Source organism: Streptomyces sp. NPDC048650 (genome assembly GCF_043199095.1).
In the GTDB taxonomy this organism is placed as follows: domain Bacteria; phylum Actinomycetota; class Actinomycetes; order Streptomycetales; family Streptomycetaceae; genus Streptomyces.
The window spans coordinates 1-20,326 of record NZ_JBICVM010000019.1 but is presented as its reverse complement, the minus strand read 5'-3'; the positions used below and the strand labels follow the sequence as shown (position 1 = coordinate 20,326).

21 protein-coding genes and 2 pseudogenes are annotated in these 20,326 nt (G+C 68.0%); 13 read left to right on the top strand and 10 right to left on the bottom strand.

The genetic code is table 11. The annotated features are described in order from the left end of the window. Positions 1–2 precede the first annotated feature (2 nt). The 5 genes from ACGFML_RS34190 to ACGFML_RS34170 all read left to right on the top strand — a co-directional run bounded on the left by ACGFML_RS34190 (position 3) and on the right by ACGFML_RS34170 (position 4,999). Positions 3–2,522 (top strand): hypothetical protein, encoded by a 2,520-nt coding sequence (locus ACGFML_RS34190; RefSeq protein WP_393549548.1) that lies wholly within the window; start codon positions 3–5, stop codon positions 2,520–2,522. 42 nt (positions 2,523–2,564) lie between these two features. Beyond that, positions 2,565–2,915 (top strand): hypothetical protein, encoded by a 351-nt coding sequence (locus ACGFML_RS34185; protein ID WP_393549547.1) that lies wholly within the window; start codon positions 2,565–2,567, stop codon positions 2,913–2,915. A 110-nt stretch (positions 2,916–3,025) separates the two neighbouring features. Continuing rightward, on the top strand, positions 3,026–3,436 hold the full coding sequence (locus tag ACGFML_RS34180) for a hypothetical protein (protein WP_393549546.1): 411 nt from the start codon (positions 3,026–3,028) through the stop codon (positions 3,434–3,436). Between the two features lie 76 nt (positions 3,437–3,512). Beyond that, positions 3,513–3,833 (top strand): hypothetical protein, encoded by a 321-nt coding sequence (locus ACGFML_RS34175; RefSeq protein ID WP_393549545.1) that lies wholly within the window; start codon positions 3,513–3,515, stop codon positions 3,831–3,833. Positions 3,834–4,165: 332 nt separating this feature from the next. Next, positions 4,166–4,999: a hypothetical protein gene (locus ACGFML_RS34170; protein ID WP_393549544.1), complete on the top strand. Its 834-nt coding sequence runs from the start codon at positions 4,166–4,168 to the stop codon at positions 4,997–4,999. Between the two features lie 566 nt (positions 5,000–5,565). Here the strand turns inward: ACGFML_RS34170 and ACGFML_RS34165 are convergent. From ACGFML_RS34165 to ACGFML_RS34135, 7 genes are all read right to left on the bottom strand, one after another. Then, the gene (locus ACGFML_RS34165; protein WP_393549543.1) at positions 5,566–7,167 is read right to left on the bottom strand and encodes a hypothetical protein; all 1,602 of its coding nucleotides are present in this window, start codon (positions 7,165–7,167) and stop codon (positions 5,566–5,568) included. A 126-nt stretch (positions 7,168–7,293) separates the two neighbouring features. Beyond that, positions 7,294–7,698, bottom strand: a complete 405-nt coding sequence (locus tag ACGFML_RS34160) for a hypothetical protein (protein WP_393549542.1) — start codon at positions 7,696–7,698, stop codon at positions 7,294–7,296. Between the two features lie 73 nt (positions 7,699–7,771). Further along, positions 7,772–8,770 carry a hypothetical protein gene (locus ACGFML_RS34155; RefSeq protein WP_393549541.1) on the bottom strand — a complete coding sequence of 333 codons (999 nt, stop codon included), beginning with the start codon at positions 8,768–8,770 and terminating at the stop codon, positions 7,772–7,774. Between the two features lie 142 nt (positions 8,771–8,912). Next, positions 8,913–9,710: a hypothetical protein gene (locus tag ACGFML_RS34150; protein ID WP_393549540.1), complete on the bottom strand. Its 798-nt coding sequence runs from the start codon at positions 9,708–9,710 to the stop codon at positions 8,913–8,915. A 17-nt stretch (positions 9,711–9,727) separates the two neighbouring features. Then, positions 9,728–10,702, bottom strand: a complete 975-nt coding sequence (locus ACGFML_RS34145) for a hypothetical protein (RefSeq protein WP_393549539.1) — start codon at positions 10,700–10,702, stop codon at positions 9,728–9,730. Further along, entirely contained in the window at positions 10,699–10,992 is a 294-nt protein-coding gene (locus ACGFML_RS34140) for a hypothetical protein (RefSeq protein WP_393549538.1), read from the bottom strand. The genes ACGFML_RS34145 and ACGFML_RS34140 overlap by 4 nt, the downstream gene beginning before the upstream one ends. 66 nt (positions 10,993–11,058) lie before the next feature. Continuing rightward, positions 11,059–11,637: a hypothetical protein gene (locus ACGFML_RS34135; RefSeq protein WP_393549537.1), complete on the bottom strand. Its 579-nt coding sequence runs from the start codon at positions 11,635–11,637 to the stop codon at positions 11,059–11,061. Between the two features lie 454 nt (positions 11,638–12,091). Here ACGFML_RS34135 and ACGFML_RS34130 point away from each other — a divergent pair, with 454 nt between their 5' ends. The 5 genes and pseudogenes from ACGFML_RS34130 to ACGFML_RS34110 all read left to right on the top strand — a co-directional run. After that, positions 12,092–12,733 (top strand): ParB N-terminal domain-containing protein, encoded by a 642-nt coding sequence (locus tag ACGFML_RS34130; RefSeq protein WP_393549536.1) that lies wholly within the window; start codon positions 12,092–12,094, stop codon positions 12,731–12,733. 11 nt (positions 12,734–12,744) lie between these two features. Further along, positions 12,745–13,386 (top strand): hypothetical protein, encoded by a 642-nt coding sequence (locus ACGFML_RS34125; RefSeq protein ID WP_393549535.1) that lies wholly within the window; start codon positions 12,745–12,747, stop codon positions 13,384–13,386. A gap of 146 nt (positions 13,387–13,532) precedes the next feature. Further along, positions 13,533–14,081, top strand: a pseudogene (locus ACGFML_RS34120) (GH25 family lysozyme); the annotation flags it as partial. Continuing rightward, positions 14,067–14,375 carry a peptidoglycan-binding protein gene (locus tag ACGFML_RS34115; RefSeq protein ID WP_393549654.1) on the top strand — a complete coding sequence of 103 codons (309 nt, stop codon included), beginning with the start codon at positions 14,067–14,069 and terminating at the stop codon, positions 14,373–14,375. The pseudogene ACGFML_RS34120 and the gene ACGFML_RS34115, both read left to right, overlap by 15 nt. A gap of 60 nt (positions 14,376–14,435) precedes the next feature. Continuing rightward, positions 14,436–14,795, top strand: a pseudogene (locus ACGFML_RS34110) (single-stranded DNA-binding protein); the annotation flags it as partial. Between the two features lie 132 nt (positions 14,796–14,927). Here the strand turns inward: ACGFML_RS34110 and ACGFML_RS34105 are convergent. The 3 genes from ACGFML_RS34105 to ACGFML_RS34095 form a co-directional block, all read right to left on the bottom strand. After that, complete coding sequence (locus ACGFML_RS34105; RefSeq protein ID WP_393549534.1) at positions 14,928–16,607, bottom strand: hypothetical protein; 1,680 nt, start codon at positions 16,605–16,607, stop codon at positions 14,928–14,930. Between the two features lie 40 nt (positions 16,608–16,647). Further along, a complete protein-coding gene (locus tag ACGFML_RS34100; RefSeq protein WP_393549533.1) occupies positions 16,648–16,953 on the bottom strand; it encodes a hypothetical protein in 306 nt (101 codons plus the stop codon). Positions 16,954–17,020: 67 nt separating this feature from the next. Then, positions 17,021–17,689 carry an RNA polymerase sigma factor gene (locus ACGFML_RS34095; protein ID WP_393549532.1) on the bottom strand — a complete coding sequence of 223 codons (669 nt, stop codon included), beginning with the start codon at positions 17,687–17,689 and terminating at the stop codon, positions 17,021–17,023. Positions 17,690–17,936: 247 nt separating this feature from the next. Between ACGFML_RS34095 and ACGFML_RS34090 the strand changes: the two genes are divergently transcribed. The 3 genes from ACGFML_RS34090 (at position 17,937) to ACGFML_RS34080 (ending at position 20,020) form a co-directional block, all read left to right on the top strand. Continuing rightward, on the top strand, positions 17,937–18,179 hold the full coding sequence (locus ACGFML_RS34090; RefSeq protein WP_393549531.1) for a hypothetical protein: 243 nt from the start codon (positions 17,937–17,939) through the stop codon (positions 18,177–18,179). A gap of 274 nt (positions 18,180–18,453) precedes the next feature. After that, the gene (locus tag ACGFML_RS34085) at positions 18,454–18,642 is read left to right on the top strand and encodes a DNA-binding protein (RefSeq protein WP_393549530.1); all 189 of its coding nucleotides are present in this window, start codon (positions 18,454–18,456) and stop codon (positions 18,640–18,642) included. Between the two features lie 334 nt (positions 18,643–18,976). Beyond that, positions 18,977–20,020 carry a tyrosine-type recombinase/integrase gene (locus ACGFML_RS34080; protein ID WP_393549529.1) on the top strand — a complete coding sequence of 348 codons (1,044 nt, stop codon included), beginning with the start codon at positions 18,977–18,979 and terminating at the stop codon, positions 20,018–20,020. The last annotated feature ends 306 nt before the right edge of the window (positions 20,021–20,326 follow it).

Here is a 20,326-nt window from a genome sequence, read left to right as displayed (position 1 = left end):
CCGTGGTCAACTTCCTGGACACCCAAGCGGACGCCCGGCGCTTCGCTGCCCTCCTGGACGAGTACGACCGCCGCCTCAAGGCCCTCGAACGGTCCACTCAGGCCGCCCATACCTCCATCGAGGGCGGCGCCATGGACATTTACGACGCCGACGGAAACCTCAAGGGCAGCGTCGGCGTGCAACCCGACGGCGGCGTCGCGCTCGTCCCGGTCGGCACGGCACCCCCGCCGACCCCTATGCCGCCGTCCGTCGAGCCGAAGCTGGCAGGACTCGTGATCGGCTGGGATGGCACCTGGGACGACTCATACACAACGCCCACCGACTTCTCCCTCATGCAGGTCCACGTCGGGACTGCCGAGGACTTCCCGCCCGACGTAACCACGCTTACCGGCACGATCACCGCGGTGCTCGGCGGCACCGCCACCGTGGCCGTCGAGGGCTACGAACCGGTGTGGGTGCGCCTCGTCGCCCAGAACACCGCCTCCATCACCAGCCCGCCGTCAGCCGCCGTCCAGGGCATCCCCCGACAGGCCGTCCCGAAAGACCTGATCGACGGGATCATCGACGAGACCAAGATCGCCGAACAGGCCGTGTCCCAGGCCAAGGTGAAACTGGGGGCGATCGGAAAGGATCAGCTCGCCGTCAACTCCGTCACGGCGGAGAAGATCGTCGCGCTCGGCATCACCGCGGAGAAGATCGCGGCCTTGGCTATCACGGCGGACAAGTTGGCCGCTTTGTCCGTGACTGCCGACAAGCTGGCCGCGAACGCGGTGACCGCCACCAAGATCCTCGCTGGCAGCATCGACGCCACCCACATCAAGGCAGGCAGCCTCACCGCTGACCGGCTCGCGCTCGGCACCGATGGCAACCTCATCGCCGACCCGTCCTTCGAGAACGCCGTCACCAACACACGAGTGGCCGGATCGCCCTACTGGAGCGTCGTCACTCCGGGCAACAACACCCCGCGTGCCGTCCGCGTCGACGCAACCGCCACGGCGGCGATCACCCGCACACTCGTCCTCGCCCTGGCCCCCGCCGTGCCAGGGCAGAAGATGTTCCTGGGCGTGGACTACTTCGCCTCCCCCGACTGGGCGGGCCGCCGGATCAGCATCTACGCCCGCTGGGAGGACGCGACCGGGGGACTCCTCGGCTACAGCACCGTGACGACCGGCGAAGGTGCCGTGATCACCGGAGGGTGGCAGCGCCTCCAAGGCGTGCCCGACGAGGCCGCCCCCGCGGGCACAGTGACCGCGCGCCTCACCGTCTCGACCAACGAGTCCACCGCGGGCTCGGTCACGTTCGACAACGCGATGTGCCGCGTAGTGCTGGCCTCCGGATTCGCCGGAGCCCGCGCCGAGTTGTCGCCGCAGGGCTTGCTTTTGTACGACGACACCGGACAGGAAGCTGTGGCTCTGGTGACCGGCCGCCCGAACTACCTGACCTTGGCCACGGCCGGCACTCCTGTCGCGACCATCGACCAGGACGGCAACGCGGGATTCCAGGGCCTGGCGGTCGCCGACACCTTCACCGTCGGCGGCACCGACTGGGTCGAGTACCTTAACCAGCTCCCGCGCGGCATCCTCGCCATCGACTACCAGGCCAGCACCGTCACTTGCTCCGGCAGCGAGATGGGGTTCGTCGAGCTGGACTTCGAAGTGGAAGACACCCGCATGTACCGGTTCGTGTTCGAGGCACGCGCGAACCCGTCGGTCGCGGGCGGTGAACTGCAGCTCCGGCTCCGCGACGGTGGCACAGCATCACCGACCATCACCAGCAAGCAGCTCCATCTGAACGTCGACCACATGGCGCTCGGCAACTCCTTCACGGCCCGGCTTGAGCACATCGCGCCCGGCTCCGACCTCGGTTCAGGCCTGCACCGCACACTGATCACGTTTGTCAACGCCTACCAGCCGTCAGGCCAAACGGTCACGCTCTCCGGCACCACGACGAGCCTTGGCAAGTTCTACGTCGAGGACATCGGCCCACGGATTCCGGAGACCGGCGGTTACAACACCGGCGGCGGCACGACCACGCCCCCGGAGCAGAAGTACACCAAGACCTACTCGGCGTCCTGGTCCGGCTCGTACGCCAACCGCGGCTCGTACAACTCGTACTACGGCAACAAGTGCATCCAGGGCTACTACAGCTCGACGAACGGCACACAGGCCGCGCTGATCGGCTTCCCATCCGTGCTCGGCACGGACCTGTCCGGCGCCAAGATCATCAAGGCTGAGGTCTACCTCTACTTCGAGCACTGGTACTCGAACGCAGGCGGCAAGGCCGTGATCAAGGCCCACAAATTCACGTCCCGCCCTTCCAGCTTCTCCGCCGACTCCGAATCCAAGGCGATCTCATGGAAGCGGAATGAGGGCAAATGGGTCGACGTCACATCGATCTTCGACAGCACGTCGTGGCGGGGCATCGCCCTGGACCCCAACTCGACGTCGTCGACGTACTACGGAATCGCCCGGGGCGTCGGCCAGACCAACCCCCCGAAACTCCGCGTCACCTACACCAAGTAGCCCCGGAAGGACTCTGCTGTGCCTGCCATCCCCCTCTCCGCTATGCACGCCCTCGCCCTGTATGGGCCGTTCGCCGCGCGCGTGCGCATGGCATGGACGTACGTCGCTCGGCAGGTCCTTGACGAGACCCCCGAGACTCCCGGCAACCCCCTGCGCGTCAGCCTGGCCCGGTCAGTCCTCAACCCGGCTGACCTAAGCGCAGCCACCAGTGCCGGGCTGACCCCGGTCATCGCCACATGCGAGACAGTCCTCGCCGCGGCTGCCACGGCGACCAGCCAGGAACCCGCAGCACTGTGCGAGGCGATCTCCGATGACCAGCTCCTTACTGCGGTCAAGGACGCGTGGAACATCACGTCGGGCGTCACCCCCGGCCTGCTGAACCCCAACACTTGAGCACAGGACACAAAGCACGCGGCGCTGCACTGTTTGGCACGCGGGGAGCCATGGGCTTTCACCGGCCCCGGCTCCCGCGCGCCCATGACCAACCGACCAAGGGAGTGCCAGTGGATGGGCTCGTCTCGCTGGCGCCCGTGCTCGCTCCCCTCTTCGGGATGGTCGGCGTATTGGGCGGAGCATGGCTGGTGTACCGGCAGAACAGGCGCAAGAACGACAGCGACGCCCAGGTGTCGGCGGTCAAGACCGTCACCGACGGGTTCACCAGCCTCCTGGAGCAGCAGCGCGCGGCCGCGACCCAGACCCTGGAGCGGATGGCGTCGCTCGAAGCGAAGTACAGCGACCTTGAGCGCCGCGTCGAGCACCTGCAGGAGGAGCAGCGGCAGTGGCGCCGCTGGAAGGCCGCCGCCATCGAGTACATCCACGACCTACGCGACCTGGTCGACGGAGCGCTGCACCGTCCGGTCCCCGGTCCGCCCGACGAGATCGCCGCAGACATCGAGCAGCGCAACACCACATAGCCCAGCACGCGACACAAGACCGCCGGCCCCCGCACGCTCTGCCCTCCACGTCACTCACTGGAAGGACGGAGTCTCTATGTCGACTCTCGACTCGATCACCACGGGCGCCCAGGTCGGTGCCCTGCTCCCGCTGCTCACCGCGATCGTTCAGCGCCCGGCCTGGTCGGCGGAGGTGAAAAAGGTCGTGGCCGTCGTCCTCGCGCTGGTCGCGGGCATCGTCACCGTCGCAGCGTCCGGCGGGTGGGAGCAGTTCCAGCACGGAACGCTCACCTTCGCCACGCTCGCTGCCGTTCTCGCCTCGTCGCAGGCGACGTATGACCTCATTTGGAAGCCGAGCAAGGTCGCCCCTGCGATCGAGTCGGCTACCAGCCCGAAGGGCTCGGAACAGGCCGCGTAGAACCGCGGGCGGCCACCCACCGGGATGCCGGCGGGTATCATCCGCACGAAGGTGGCCGCTTCGCCGCCGAACTCACTGCGTTGAGGGTTGCTGCTGGTTCCTCGGAGTTTGGGTCTTCCCTTTCCTCCTGGGTCTGGCCAGCAGACACACAGCCCGAGACCACTGCGCGCGTGTAGAGCGCCCAGGGCCGGAGAGTGGTTGCTCCTGCGATGACCCGGCACACGGGGTGGGTTCGGTTGCGAGGCGGCCATCGGCTACTACGCACCGGCCGCGACGTGCGGCACACCATGGCTTGAGGCAGCGAGCCGCTACGACCAGGAGGAACCGCGGGAATGGCCGACGCGCAGCCACCTGCCGAGAAGGTCACGGCAGAGGTCAAGCGCCTGACGGGGATGTCGCACCAGGCGTTCTACGAGGCATGGACCACGTACGTACTGGGCGGCACCGACCGGCGAGCCACGCGAGAAGTGCAGGCGGCCGCGTTCCGCTCGCCGGATCTGGCCAGCCGCACGCTCGTCGCAGCCGACCGCGCCTCCCGCGAATTCAAGACCGTGGTCCTACGCGGCGACGGAGAGTCGAAGCGCGAGTACCAGGCCCGTGTCAACGCCTTCCGTCAGCAGCTACAGGCCGCCCGGCAGCCCATCGTGGACTCGGTAGAAGATCTTGCCGCGGATGAGGCCGAGTACCTGGCGCAGCTCGACGACGATACGTTCGCCACAGAATGGTCGGCGTTCGTCCAGCAGGCTGCCGGCGCCGCGCGGTCCGGGCGCGACTACGTCCAGGGCCTCGCCTTTCGGTCACCGGAGGTCGCCCCGCGCACCCAGGCACTGGCGGTACGGATGATGCGCACCCCCGAGCAGTTCGTACCCGCCGAGGAGGGCGAGTCGCGTAAGGCGTACTCGGCGCGCATCACGCAACTCCGCTCGCGGCTGGAGGCCGAGCTGCGGTTCCTGCAGTACACCCTGAACTTCCAGGTGGCGCGATGGGGGCGGATGCCGACCGCGCCAAACTATCGCTTGCAGGCGATGCGGCTGCTCGTGGCGAAGTACCCGGAGGAGTTCTCCGGGTTGCTCAGCGCGGTGCGCGCCGACTCGTCGAAGGCGCGCGATGAGGTGCGTCAGCAGCGGCGGTTCGAGCGCCGCGCACAGGCGCGCCCGGCGAACTGACGACGCAACCAGCACTCTGGGCGCGCCCGATCCGGGCGCGCCCTTCTTCATGCCCGAGCGCGCCGCGCGCCAAAGTGACGCGCGCCCGAACCTGTGGGCGCGCCACTCTCCGGCTGGGCCGCGCCCACGCCACTGAGCCCGTCGATTGGAAGACCAGGCGCGCCAACGCAGGCGCGCCTGATGAATACGCAGGTCAGGCGGTGGCGCGCCACCCGGGACGCGCGCGCCTCCCTCCGTGACGCGTCGATGCGGTGGCGCGCCGCGGCACTGCCGGCGCGCCCCGCCCGTGGCGCGCCAGGCGGGACAGGCGCTTCCTGGGAGGCGCGCGGCCGGGGCGCGCTCCACGACGATGGCGGCATGGCGCGCCCCCGTCGGTCAGCTGAGCGCGGCTTCGTTGCGCCAAGGGCGCGCGGCCGGGCGCCCGGGGCACGGCGAAGGCGCGCCCGCGCGGTGGCTGGAGTTGCGCGGGCGCGCCTTCGCCACGTGAGGTGACGTGACGTCGAGGCGCGCTCCGTGCCCCGCTCGGAGCGATCAGGCGCTCCGGGTACGCGTCACCTCACGTCACCTCACCCGACGGTGGCAAGGTCGCTGTAGAGCGTCCCGAACATCGCGGCGATCTTCAGCTCCGGCTTGCCCGCGAGCCGGTAGGCGTTGGCGATGTCCCGCTCGCCGCGCTCTTCCAGGAGCCCGATCACTATGGGGCGGTTCTCGATGACATAGGTGCGCAGCTTCGTCATCGGCGGCGGCGTCCCCTCGTCCGGCCCGGCGATCGGGGCCAGGTGCTCCTGCATCTCCATGCCCAGGATGCGGGCCTGGATCTCCGCCTCGGTGAGCAACACGGCCATCACCTTGTTGACCTTGTTCACGCGGGCGGGCCGGGCTCGGGGAAGGTCCTGCGGTTCCTCGGCTTCGCTGACCTCTTCGGGCCGGTCGTTCACGGGCGGCTCCTCAGCCGGGTCCGGGGGTGGCGGCGTCCCCTCGTCAACCGGGTCGGGCTCACGACTCTCGCCCGCTTGCTCGTGGTCGGTGGTCGAGTCCTGCTGCTCGTCGCTCTCACCCGCCTGTGCCTGCTCGGCCTTCGCCTTGAGGTGGTCGAGCGACCTGGTGATCAGGTCGTCGGCGCTCATTACGCCCCATGCGGTCTCCGTCTTCACGGCCTTGAGCGTGCGGCGGCCGTGCTCCTCGCGCACCTCACGCAGGGCATCTTCCGGGGCTGTCTCGTGCATCAGGGCGTCGCGGATCAGACCGGCGGCCTGCTCGCTGGTCAGGTTCGGGGCCTGCCGGGGAGAGGCGGAGCGAGGGGTGGACTGCTGGGGCTGTTGGGGCTGCTGGCCGTGCTCCTGCAAATCAGCGTCGGGGCGCAGTTCGGACGCGGAACGGGACTCGGCCGCGTCCTGCAAGCCGAGGCGGCGCAGCAGCGCGTCCACGGTGAAGTCCGCGAATCGCTGGGTCTCGCCCGGCTGGATCGGCATGTGCAGGGTGCGCACGCCCGTGAGCCAGGCTTCGCCAATGGCGTGGAGGTCCACGATCGCGTCGACGGCCGCGGAGAGGTTCTTCTCCGCCTTCACCTTCCGGGTGGTGGTCCGGGTCGGCTTATCGTTCTCGAAGGCCGTCACGACCTCTGTCCGGGCGAGCAGCAGGCAGGGGCCGGAGTGGCGGCGCAGGAGCCACAGGACCTCGCCCCAGCGGTCCTTGGCCCGGTTCCACAGGTCGGAGTCGATGACGACCGGGTCGTCGAGGGTCGGGACGCGGGAGCGGTTGCGCTGCGCCTTGCGGATGGCTCGGTTGCGCGCGTACATGGCGATCTCGTCGCTGAGCATGTCCCACAGCGAGGTCATCGAGTCGATGACCAGCATGTTGGGCTTGCCGTCGATGCGGGGCTGAGCGTTCGCCCAGCGGATGGCGTCAAGGATGTCCTGGTAGGAGCCGTCGTGCGGGACGATCTCGTAGTCGGCGCCGGGCACGCGGCCGTAGTAGTCGGCGGTCCCCTCGGTGCCGCCGATCTCAATCCAGTACGTCGTGCCGATCAGATCGGATCCGGAGCCGCGCGCGGCCTCGTAGCTCTTGCCGGTCTTCTCGGGGCCGGTGAGCAGGATGATCGGCGGGTTCGGCTTGCCGGTGGGCTTCCGGCTCTTGCGGGTGCGCTGGGGCGCGGTGATTCCAGCCACGGAACGGGCCTTTCGCTTCGGGTCTTCCGGGTTGCTCTCCCGGATGCTGCGCCGCGCAGGGCCTTAACTTCTCGCCCTGACGTGCGCTGTAATATTTTAGCGCGTCTGGGCGGAGAATCAATCCCGCTACAGCAGGTCAAAGACCGGATCTTCCGCGGGCGGATCGGTGTCCTCTCGGTGCTGCCGGTACCAGGCATCCAGGTCTCGCGCGTCCCCGTCAAGCCCGTCGAACGCTTCCGCCGGCGTGGCCTCCCACTCGCGCACTGCGTCTTCGTACTCGGCCTGCACGGTTCCGGCATCCCTGCGGTGCAGAGCCTGCGTGATCTCCTCCCACGACGCCCCGCACAGGACCTCGCCGAGTACGACCAAATCGACGAGTTCGTTGGCCAGAACCCTCAGCCGCCTCGCCTCCTCAATCCGCTCGCGCGTGCTTGCACCGGAGCTAATGCCGCCTACGCCCTGCCGGGCGAGGTCGGACAGGTCACGGTGTGCGCGGGCGGACGCGACGTGGGCAAGGCTCTCCGAGTTCATGAAGGTCCGATCGTGCCAGCGGCGGGCGCCCCGGATCGGGTGCGCCCGCCGCGCGGTCGTACAGGTGCGAAGGTCAGGATGCCTGAGCTGATTCGCTACTGGCCGCAAGGCCGTCTATTTTCACGCCGCCGCCGCGCTCCGCCAACTCTTCCGCCTGGTACCGGGAGTCGAAGCGGGGGCCGACGTTCTTCCGGCCGTTCTGCGGGCTCTGCCCCAGACGGCGCCCGAGCTGCGTGGGGTTCAGGTCCCCTCGGACGCCGAACCGGTGCTGCTCGTCGGCGTCCCTGGCACCCTTGTAAATGGCGTACAGCTCCTCCTCGGAGACCACCTTCACCGGCTCGATCTCCGGGGCGTCATCCGGCTCGTCGGTAGAAGGCTCCGGCGCCTCGCCCTGCGGGACCGGCAGGGGCTCCTCGGCCTGCTTCCGCTCGGGCACAGGGTCATTGGGGTGCTGGGCAGGGATCTTCTCCACTGGTCGAGGCGCAGCTGATGTCTTCCGTGCGGGAGCGGGTGCCGGGGTTGCGCTGCCGAGGAGAGCGCCGGTCCCATGCTCGTCGACCCAGTCCGAGCCCGCTCCGCGTGCGCGGACGAACCCGGAGATGTGCAGTCCGAAGCTGCCGCCGAGGGGCACCATCGCCGCGACGGCGCTGCCGACCGCGTACACGAACACGCGATTCTCCGCCATCACGGTCGGAGCACTGCCGGCACTGAACCACTCGGACAGAGCGACCATGGCGTGGCCTACGTTCGCTGCGATCGAGATGCACAGCAAGAACGCGAAGATGCACCACAGCGACCAGTAGTAGCCACCTTCGCGTCCGTCGGCGCGGCGCCGCCGTATAGAGGTGACCGCGCCGGCATTGAAGGCGAGGAGCAGTTCCAGGGAACCAGCCATGGCCGCGGCCGCGAGAGTGGGAAAGCCAATGAGCGTCCCGGCCCAGTGAAGTTGGTAGAGAGAAGCCAGCATCATTCCGAAGCCCGCGGCGGCGGCTCCGATGCGGAGGTTACGGTGCCAATCGCGGAGCTCTCGCTCACCCTGGGTAATGGCACGTACGGTAGGCAACTTCGGCAAGACACGTCCCTTTCGTTCGGGTCTTCCCGAGGGACCTATGCTCGTCGGTCCTCGGGTTGCCCAAACGATATAGGGTCCTTCGCCTGCCGCGCTGGTCCTGGTCCACACACGGCCCGTCACTACGGGAGTGACGGACCGGAGTTCACCAGTCCAGGGACTTGCGGGGCGTACGCCGGTCAGGGCCGACGACCTTTGCCAGGTACGCGCGGTCCTCGATGCGCGACAGCAGCCGTTCCCCGAGGACAGCCTTGATGCCATCGCGCTTGAGGTTCGTTGAGAACACCGTTGGCCTGCCGGACGCAAGGCGGGAGCCGACCAGGTCGGTCGTCTCGCGCCGGACGAACTCGGTCTGCACACCGTCCATCTCGCCGCACAGCTCGTCGAGGATCAGCAGGTCAGGGTCTTCGACGTGACGCCTGCGGATCTGGTAGCGGCTCATGTCATCAGGTCCGCCGTCGGGGCGGCGCCAGGTGAGGTACGTGGAGTGCTGCACGAATCGCACGAGCAGTCCTCGGGCGCTGGCTTCGTTGCCGAGCGCGGCGACCGAAGTTGTCTTCCCCGAGCCGATGTTGCCGGAGACGATGAAGTGCATGGCGCTGGGACGCGCCTTCTTCCTCTTGGCCTCGACCAGCGATTCGAGCCATCCGTTCAGCGCCTGGGGCCGCTGGTAGTCGTCCAAGTCGCCGAACCTCCACTTCAGGTAGTCGTCGTGGTCAGCCGCCTTCATGCTGTTCGTCCAGGCAAGGGCGCGGGCGCGAGCCTGCGGTACGGAAACGTCCTCCCACAGTTCGTTGTCGTCTTCCTCGGGTGCGGCAGGCACGCCGAGCTTGGAGAGATCAGCCCCGCCCCGCTCCAGGGCTGCGACCATGCGGTCGGTGATCTCGAACAGTCGCTTCGGCTCCCGCTCGGGGATGACGCGCTCGGCTGCCAGGGTGCTCACTGTTGGTTCTCCTTTCGCTAGGCAGGGACGATGCCGAACTCGGCATCGGCATCGTGGTCTTCGGTGGTGATCGGAGTGGGCGGCCCACCCGTGGCGTCCGTCCCCCAGGTCGCGGCATCGCTGTAGGCAGCGGGGCGGCCGCCGTACTGGGTGGGCATCGGTTTGTTGTTCCGCTCATCGCTCAAGGCTCGCTGGAACTGGTACGCCGTCGGAAAGTGGACGCCGGTGCGCTGGAGCGCCTTGGCTACCTGCCGCTGGGTGTACTCGGCGTCCAGAGCCTGTGTGCTGAGCTTGACGAGCCCGAAGAACCAAGCTGATTTCTGCTTGCCCGCATACGGTCCGAGGTGCTGCGTGGCGTGCTCGTAGTACCAGGTGGCGACTTCCTGAGCGGGCGTATTCTCTTTCGCCGCACTCCCTTTGCGCTCCTTCTTCGGAGCATCACTCTGCCCGGCCCGCTTCCGCGCTGCGGCCGGCGGGGTGGTGCGCGGCCGCTTCTTCGCCTTCGGCTCGGGCTGCGGGTCGGTCTCGGCGGGCGTCTCAACCAGCGCGGCCGACTCGGGGTCGGACACGAAACCATCCGGGCCGAGGGTGTCATCGGGGTAGCGGACGCAGAACGATCCGTCCTCCTGCTCAACGACGGGGATGTCCAGCTTGCCGCCGAAGGTGACGTAGTCCTGGGCCCACTGCTCGACGGGGTATTCGCTGATCGCTGCGCCCATGGCCGTCTTGCCGTCGAGGAAGCGACGCTTCTCAAGGCGGTAGTAGCCGTGCGCGGCCAACTGGTGGAGCGCCTTGCGGACGGCGTCACGCCCTTCGCGCCCCTCGCCGCGGGCGAGCTGCTCGGAGCGGACGTTCCAACTGTCAGCCTGGTCAAGGCAGTACGTCAGCACGCCGAGGGCGCGGAAGCTGAGGCGAGTGTCGCGGGCGGTCTTGGACTCGACCTGGACGAAGTGGGTGCGTCGGTTGCGGCGGACCGCGCTGCGGTCGCTCACGCGGCTGCCTCGCTCGTCGTCTCCTGCGGCAGCCGGAAGTGGGTGTGCCATGTCTTGCGGCCGAGGGCGCCCATCTCGTATACGCGCTGGGACTCGACCATGCACGCTGCACGGAGCTCGGAGAGGGGCCCCCGGGCCTGGTGGTTGGTCAAGTTGCATGCGTCGGACAGGTCTTGGACGGTTACCCATCCGCCCCTGCTGTAGAGCACGAGGTAGCAGTACAAGCGGAACGCGCGGTCGGAGGTGCCACCGGCAAGCGCCGGGGCGATGTCAACGGTTCGGGTGGACAAGGCGTTGTCCTTCAGGGAGGGACCCGGCCGCCGGGGGGCGGCCGGGCCGGTACGGCGGTACGCGGGTTACTTCTCGCCGTCGCGGGCGGATGCGGCGGGGAGCATCGGAACGCCGTGCAGTAGCCCGTCGAGTTGACCCTTCTGGTACGCCTCCATCACGGCATCCTGGCCGCCCTCCTTCCAGGAGAGGGTCACGGAGCCGGTGGGCTTGCCGCCGGGGATGCGCGTGATGCCGGGGATCACTTCGCCGGTGAGCTTGTCAACGATGACGCCGGTGTCCTTGTCGAACTTGGCGCGCTTGAGCATCGCGTCCCGGAAGGAGGGCCGAGCCTGGATGATGGCCTCAGCTTCGCCCTTCTCCTCAGCGAACTCGTTGAACACGTCCTCGTCACCGATGACGTACTTGTCCTTGGAGATGGCCACCGTGTGAGTGGCGACCGTGATGCCGTTGACCTTGGCATCCACGCGGCCCTGGCCGGTGGGCCCGTCGTACGCGGTGAGCAGCGGGCTCTTGACTGCGGCGATCTTCTCGTCGATCGCGGGAATGACGTGCTCCTTGAACAGCTTCGCAAAGACCGAGAGCAACGCGGCATCTCCCAGGGCCAAGACAGGTTCCGGCGTCTGGTCGGCGTCGTCGTACGACATGGTGGGTCCTTTCTCACCCAAGGCTCTGCCTAGGGTTTTGGGGTCTCCCTGGGCGGGGCGCAACGGGCGTCACCAGCAAGTACGACAACCGGCGAGATCTGTTACACCTAGGCCCAGGCGGCTGGGTCGCTCTCCCAGCCACAGCAAATAGTACAGCACACGTCACCCCGTGGGGAGAGCGGCGCCGATGCCGCCCGCAGCGAGTCCGGCAATGCGCGACACAAGCCCACCGCACCCCCTACGTTCCGCCCAGCTCGTCCGCCCTCGGTGACGTCGCCGGGGCGCGGCGGGCTCCGGGACCACTCCATCCGGAACGAGGGCGGTCCCGGCCCGGCGGCAGGCGCGCCCGGCCATGACGGCATGCCCTGCTTGCGAGGCGGGGCGCCGCGGTTGAAGTCCGCGGGCTCGCAGACCGCGCCTGCCGCCGGCACCCCGAACCGCCGGAAGGACTGACGTGACCGAGACCGTGCCCGCACCCCGCTACACCACTTACGTGCCGCTCTGCGACCTAGCACCTGCGCCTGGCAACCCGAAGCGCCACGAGGTCGAGCGGATCATCGAGAGCATCAGCACGCACGGCTTCGTCGACCAACCAATCGCGGACGACCGCACCGGCACCATCCTGGGCGGGCACGGCCGCCGAGAGGCCCTGATCGAGATGCAGGCTCGCGGCGCACGGCTCCCCGCAGGGCTCCTCCTGGACAACGACGGCGGATGGCTCGTACCCGTCCAGCGCGGTTGGGCCTCCCGCTCCGACGCCGAGGCCAAGACCCTCAACATCAAGCTCAACAAGATCGGCGCCGACGGCGGTTGGCGACCGCGCTCCCTCGCCGCGTACCTCGAAGACATCGTGACCGCGGACGCCGAGCTGTACGACTCGCTCGCCATCCCCGAGGAGGAACTGCAGAAGCTACTGCGGCAGGTCGACCCCGAGACGCTGCCCGGAGCCATCAACGAGGACCAGGCGCCCACGCTGCACCTCCCGGAAGACCGCGGTGACGGACTGGGCGGCGACAGTCTCAGCGCTGACGACGAGGGACGCGCACGCCTGGCCAACTGCCCAGCCTGCGGACACGCCTTCACGCCCGGAGGCTGAGGAGACGACCCATGGCCAACCGCCGCAAGTCCCGCCGATCCGGCGCTGGGCGCCCCACTCTGCTCTCCGAAGAGGTGGAGGCCCGCATCCTCGCCGCGTCCCGCACCGGCATCGCCGTCGAACTCGCCGCCGAGGCGGCCGGCATCTCAAGTGCCACCTACCACCGATGGATGGCCCGCGGCCGCGCCGAGGTCGCCCTTCGCGACGACGGGCAGGAACCGGACCACGACGAGGACCCATACGTCGCACTCTTCGAGAGGGTCCGCACCGCCCGCGCGATGGCCGCTGCCCGCGCCATGGCCAACGTGCGTCGGGTCGCTGATGGCGGGATCACCACCAAGATCACCACCCGCAAGTTCCGCGACCCGGAGACCGGCCAGATCGTCGAGGAGGTCACCGAAGACCGCACGGCCCCGGACTGGCGTGCCGATGCCTGGTACCTGGAGCGGCAGCATCGTAACCACTACGGCAAGGATGCCGCCCTCGCCATCGAGATCACCGGCCTCAGCAGCGTCGAACCGGCTCAGGAAGAGCGCGTCGACCTGAGCGCGCTCGCCGATCGGCTGAACCAGAGTCTGTTCGCTGTCCAGTACCCCGACCCGCCAGAACTGGAGGACGGCAGCGTGGTGGACGCCGAGGTGGTCGAGAGCTGAGCCTCGGCACCGATGACGCCGCCTTCGGTGAGCAGTGCGTCCACCCTGGCGAACCATGGGCCGAGCACGCCCGCGCGGTAGCACGCGACAGTAACGCCCCGCACCGGTCAAGGTGCCGCTCCACTCGCACCGGAGGAGGCAACACCTTGACCGTCAAGGGCGTCGACGTCAGCGCATACCAGAGCGCAACGTTCAGCACCAAGGGCATCGACTTCGTCTTCGTGAAGGCGACCGAGGGCCGCACCTACATCAACCCCCGCCAGTCCGCCCAGGCCGCGCACGCCCGCACCGCCGGTTGCGTCGTCGGCTTCTACCACTTCCTGTGGCCGGGCAACATTAAGGAGCAGGCCCACTCCTTCGTCGAGAAGTGCGCGTCCCGCGAGGGTGACGTACTCGCCGTCGACTGGGAGAACACCAGCTCCGGCACCCGCGCCTCGTGCGCAGAGAAGGACCAGTTCATTCGCGAGGTGAAAAAGCTCCGTCCCAAGCACAAGGTGATCTTGTACGTGAACCGGGATTTTTGGCTGAACCGGGATGTCACCTCGTACGCGGGCGACGGCCTGTGGATCGCGGACTACGTCTCCGCGGGCAAGCCCCGCATCAAGACGAAGTGGCTTATCCACCAGTACACCGACAAGCCGCTCGACACGAACGTAGCGACGTTCGCCAGCCGTGCCGCAATGAAGTCATGGGCCACCGGTTCCGCCCCGTCCAAGGACGAGGACAAGCCCGCAGGCAAGCCGAAGCCAACGCCGCCGTTCCCCGGCGCTTCATACTTCGGGCCGGGCAAGAGCAACTCCCACATCACGTTGCTCGGCAAGCAGCTCGTGAAGAAGGGCTTCGGCCGGCGCTACACGAGCGGTCCGGGCGCAAAGTGGTCGGACGCCGACCGCCAGAACGTCGCCGACTTCCAGCGCTCCCGCAAGGAACTGCGCGGCATCCCTGATGGCGTCCCCGGCCCGCTCACCTGGCGCCTGCTGTTCTCCTGACCTGCCCCTGGTCGGCCCGCCCCGCGGCGGGCCGACCCTGCACGCGAAAGGCCCGCTCCTGTGGCAGGCGAAACCGTCATCACACTGATCGGCAACCTGGTCGATGACTCTGAACTCCGCTTCACCCCTTCCGGGGCCGCAGTCGCAAAGTTCCGTGTCGCCTCGACCCCCCGAACCTTCGACCGGCAGACCAACGAGTGGAAGGACGGCGAGAGCCTGTTCCTGACTTGCGCCGTGTGGCGGCAGGCTGCGGAGAACGTCGCCGAGTCCCTGACCCGCGGTACCCGCGTCATCGTGCAGGGCCGCCTCAAGCAGCGCTCCTACGAGGACCGCGAGGGTGTCAGGCGCACCGTGTACGAACTCGACGTCGAAGACGTCGGCGTAAGCCTGAAGAACGCAACCGCCAAGGTCACCAGGACCGGCGTTCAGCGCCCGGCCGCCGCCTCCGCCGGCCGTCCGGTGGCCGACGACCAGTGGGCGACTGAGCCGCCCTTCTGACTCGTCCGGAAGGAGAACGCGCCGCGCAGGTTGTCTCCTGTGCGGCGCGTGTTGCTACGCGGCCGGGGCGATCCAGGCTTGCGGCAGCACCAGTAGCTCCGCGTCGCCGTCCGCTTGGACGACGTGCCCATCCGAGGAGGTCTGACCGCCCGTTGCGGGGAGCTCCTCCGCTGCGCCGTCACCGTCGTCTTCGGGCGACTGCTTCCCCGCAGTGCCTGGGTCCTGCGGCGTCGGTGTCTCAGCGACCGGCGGGTCCGGGTCAACCGGGGCCGGGTCGGCGGGGGCCGTCGGAGGCGTCCCGGGCTCGGTCGGCTGCTCCGGCTTCCGTTCGGGCTCCTCGGGCTTGGGCGTCGGATCCGGCGTCGGCTCGGGAGCCGTCGGCTTTTCCGTCTCCTTGGGCTCCTTGGGCTTCTCCTCGACGGACTCCTGCGTCTGCCCGCTCTCCATGGGCTTCGGGTCCGGCGCCGGGCTGGGGTCCGAGGCCGCGGTAGCCGTCGACTCCCCGGACGAGCCACCCGACGACGGCGCCGGGTCGACGACATCCGCGACGCCGCTGTGGGCGTCGGGCTCCGTCCCGGCCACATCCGGCCGTGGTTCAAGTCCGGCGGCCAGCGCCACGATGTCCGCCGCGCCCGGCTCCACAGCCGACGCCCCGGTGTCACTCGTGCCGAGCACAGCCTGAGCTGCCATCAGCACGGGCGTCTCGACCGGCGCGTCCTGTGGGGTGAACAGGATCGTGCGTACATCCTGCTCGTCCAGCCCGAGCGTGCCCAGCGCGAGCGCTGCCAGTCGAGGCGGCAGCGGCTCGGTGCTGCCCAGTGTGGGCGCTGCCAGTCGGGGCGGCAGCGGCTCCGTGCTGCCCATCGTGTGGGCCAAGGTCTGGGCGACCGCCCCAGGCTTCGGCGCCGCCTCCAGCAGCTCCTTGTACTCCTTCAGTCGTGCTTTGTCCGTACCCCACAGCACGTACCGGCCTGAGCGGGACATGTTCGGGTACAGCTCCCGCGAGCCATCCTGCTGCGTCCACGTCTTCGCGTACTCGGCGGTCCCGAAGATGCGCAGGCCAATGCGCTCCGACCCGTACGAGAACGTGAAGATGGTGCTGTCCGGGCCCGTCGCGGCCTTGGTCGCCATCACCATCCCGTCGGAGTCGGTGCACTCCGCTTCCAGGTCGTCGATGGGGCTGCAGTCGATCTTCCCCGCGTCGGAGAAGTCCATGAAGTCTTGGGCCGTGAACGGCGCCGGTCCCAGGTTCTGGTTGTCGTTGGTCGTCTTGTCGGACGCAGTGTTCGGCCCCGCGTCCGGAGCGCTCGCCGCGCTGGAGACGGGGTCGGCCCCCGTGAAGTGACCCAGCGCCCAGGCCCCGGCGAATGCCGGCAGCAACGCCGCGGCGACGACCCACTTCTTCCTGCGGCCGCTCGGGCGCACGGATGCGGTCGGCTCCTGCGGGGGCGGAGGCAGGTCGACGGGCGGTGCCGAGTCGACCGGCGGGCCCAACAGCTCGTCGAAGTCCTTGAACCCGCAGTGCTCGCGCACCAGGAGCTCGACCTGCTCCATCGGCAGGTCCGGCATGGCAGAACTGACCTGCCTGACGGCCGAGTAGAAGGACTGCGGGCTCAGGAACAGGTGACGCTCACCGTTGATGTTGACTACGCCCACATCCGTGAGCGGAACCTCGTCGTCCTGCTCGTCCGGGCTGAGGACGTGAATCTGGATCGGCGGCGGGGACGAAGTCACGGCCGCCCCACCAAGCTCAGGCGGCCGGATATGGCACTGCTCAACTCTGCCGGTCTCTTTCTTCGCTGCTCTGCAGGATGCGCGCGATGTGGGCGGCCGTCTTCTCGGCGCGCTCGGGCGTGATCGCCTCGATGTCGGTAAGGACGAGGTGACCGCCGTCGGGCAGCTCGATCTCCTCGCGGTGGATCTCCGGCTCATCCAGGCCATCACCCGACCCGGCGTCCTCACGGACAGCCTGCGGGTTCTGTGCGCGGGCGTACTCACGGAGCATCGCCTCACGGGTAGAACGCACCCGTGCCGGGCTGCGCCGGAATCCTGGCCGCAGAGCGCCTGCGGCCGCGATCATGCGGCGGGTCTCCTCGTCGTGAGGGAGGGGCCCGCCGTCCAGAGCCCGCTCCAGACGCTCGCTCTGGTCAGCGCGTCGCGACATGCGTCCTTGCCTCTCGTGTCTCAACCCGTCGTGCACCGATTCTCTCCCTGCTCACCGCTGCGGTCAGCAGTTCCTCCACGAGTTGGGAGGAAGACTCGCCAGCCGGCATGACCTCAGCGAGCTTGCGCAATGACCGTACCGTCAATGTTCGAACGGCACCGTCCGTCTTGCCCATAATCTGCGCGGTATTCGCCGGGCTGACCCCGTTGAAAAACCGCAGGACCAGCACTTGCTGCTGTTCGGGCCGCAGCTTGTGCAGGTGCGCCTCGACGGCCCGCGCCAGCTCGCGGCGCTCGGCGTACTCCTCCGGGCTCTCACCGACGCGCGGCCGGTCGAGTTCGAGGTGATCGGCGTACAAGACCTCCGAGGGACGTCGCTGCACGGAGCGCAGGTAGTCGAGGGAGGTGTTCTTGGTGATCGTGCGCAGCCAGCCCATCAGGTTCGTGCCTGGCCTGTACTTGCTGACGTTCTGAGAGACCTTTAGCCAGACTTCCTGGCACAGGTCCTCGGCAATGTGTCCGTCGCGGATGTAGAACCGCACCCAGCGGTACACCGTTTCGTGGAGCTCGTCGTACAGCCCGGCGATGGCGTCGGCTCCGTCTTCCCCGCCTGCCGCCGCACGTGCGACCAGGTATTCGAGAGTGTCGGTCACGGCGTGATGTCCCCCAAGAGCCGGTGCTGCGCTGATTCGCTACAGCGCCGCGCTCGGGCTCATCTCCACCACTCCCCCACAGAGGGATGATCACGTTCCGGTGCGACGCTGAGGCAGCATAACCGGTCATTTACGGAATGTGCCGAACGGGCTAGCGATACTTCGCGGCACCCAACGTGCTATATGGTGCGAACACGCGTCGGGAGAGCAACCCGGCGTCAAGGACCCGAAGCGAGAGGACCCCACCATGCCCCCGCACCTGAACGCCGCCGACCGAACGCTGATGCTCCTGCCGTTCGAGGAGTGGATCTCCGTCAGCACGGCCGCACGGCGCGCCAAGGTCGACAAGGATGCCGTCGTCAGTCTCGTGCGGGTGGGCCGACGTCGTGGCGTCCTGTGCACGCGCGGCAAGGGAGCAGCCCAGCAGGTCATGCGCATCTACCCTGACCCCCGCCGCCCGAGCCGTCGTTCGATTGGGTCGCAGAGGTAGGGGTCAACCCGTGCGCACCGGTTGAGGTATTGGCCCAAGAGCGCCATCAAACTTGACAGCGCGCAAGGTCTCCGCCCTCGGCCCGACCGACGCCGTCACACGCATCCGCCGCCACCCCAGAGCGGCTTCATGGCGCGGCCAGGCGCGTTGGGCTTTCCCAGGGTGTAACAGATTCCGCTGATCCACGTACTTGTCGGTGCCGGACTGAACGCAACCGGCTCCATCCGGCCGGAACGGTCCGCCGGGGGACACCTACGAACGAACAAGGACGACCATGCCTCGCGGTGGTTCAAATACATTGCTGAGTTTCGAAACGGTTGCCGAGCGGTTGGAAGTCCCTAAGCGCACCGTGCTCGACAACTACAAGAGCTGGGACATGCCCATCATCCGCATCAGCGATCGCATTCTCCGCGTGCGGGAACGTGACTTCGAGACGTGGCTCGACGCCCGCGAAGTGAGGTAGTCCGCGCAGCAGGGGCCCCAGTGCATGAGATGGCAGCTCCCGAACCGCCCCCAATCCCCTCTGGCTTGACCTGCCGGCCACGCACTCATGAACTCCAACCCTCTTGGCCGGGGCCTCGCCGGTGAGACACATCTAGATCGCGAGAGGTCCAGTGGCCCGAAAGCCCACCGTCTACAAGCGCTGCGAATGCCCCGACCAGGACAGGCCCAAGAAACTTGGGTGCAGCCACAGTTGGTCTTACAACTACACCAACACGGAAGGGCGCCGTACCCGCGCATCCCTTCCTGAGTCCGCTGGCCTCACACGGGCCCAGGGGCAGGCAATTCTGGACGGGATGGAGTCCGGAACTGCCCCGGAACCCCTCGAAACGAGCATCACCTTCCGCCAGTGGGCCACCGGATGGCTCACAAGGCGCCGCGCAAAGGACAGCACGTACGAGCAGTACGACATAGCCGTACGGGTACACCTCAACCCGCGATGGGGCAGCTATCGACTTCAGCGCATACGCAAAGCGGAAGTCGAGTCCTGGGTACAGGAGATGGAGGGCAACCCGAAGCTAGCCAATTCGACAGCGGACGGGCACTGGACCGTCTTCAAGATGATCCTTAAGGACGCTCTCCTCAACGGGAAGATCACGTCCAACCCCACATACGATGTGGACGGTCCGTACGTCGGCGCGTCTCCGCACTACGTGTTCACCCCGGATGAGTTCTGGGAGTTCTACGACGAGTTTCCCAAGCGCTACCGCGTCATCCCCGCGATTGGATTCGGCTGCGGTACGCGCCAGGCCGAGGCGTTCGGTGTTGCCGACGATGTCATCGACCGGGAAAGCGGCCTTCTCACCGTGCGCCGGCAGGTGCTCAGGACCAAAGAGACGAGCTATCGGCCCACTCTCGTCGAGCGACTCAAGACCAGCCCCCGCCTGAACGAGAAGACCGTCCCCATACCGCCATGGCTCATGGAGTCCATCGACGAGCACCAAGAGCTTGTGCCTCCGCGCAAGGTCGAGGCCGTGCTCTGGGAACACAAGAGGAAGATCGCCGACGTTGGCCGCGGCACAGCCTCCGCGCTCTTCTGGACACCACGCGGTGGCCTACTCGATCGCAACCACTTCAATGACGACATCTGGAAGCCCACGCTGCGCAAGGTAGGCATCAAGGACGAGAAGGGTGAGCTCCCAACCTTCCACGACCTCCGCCACACCTTCATTTCCATGTGCCTGCAGGCCGGGATCCCTGAGCACACGGTCGCGGCATGGGTCGGAGACTCCGTCGAGGAGATCCGCCGCACCTACAGCCATCTGCTGAAGAACCACGCTGAAACGCACGGCGCTGTGGCAGCCGCATTGACGGCACGCCCCGCCCCCGACGCTCCGTGACGTTCAGCCGGAAGCGGCCCCTCTGCCCATGGCCTCCTCGTGGCTACTTTCATGGCTACGTACGTAGCCACACGGACCCGTTTTAGCCGGTGCGTACCGGGGTGTAGAGCGTCCCCCGACCAGACATACGAAAGGGCCCCTGACCAAGAAAACTCCCTGGTCAGGGGCCCTGCGCACGGCCCCTCGCCCCCTTACGGGGGCGAGGGCGAGAGACGAGTCGGCCTGTACGCCGGGTTCTGTCTCCCCCGGTCCTTGCGGGCCGAGGGGAGGCGGCCATCCATCTAGGGCTGCCGTTGCCGACAGCCT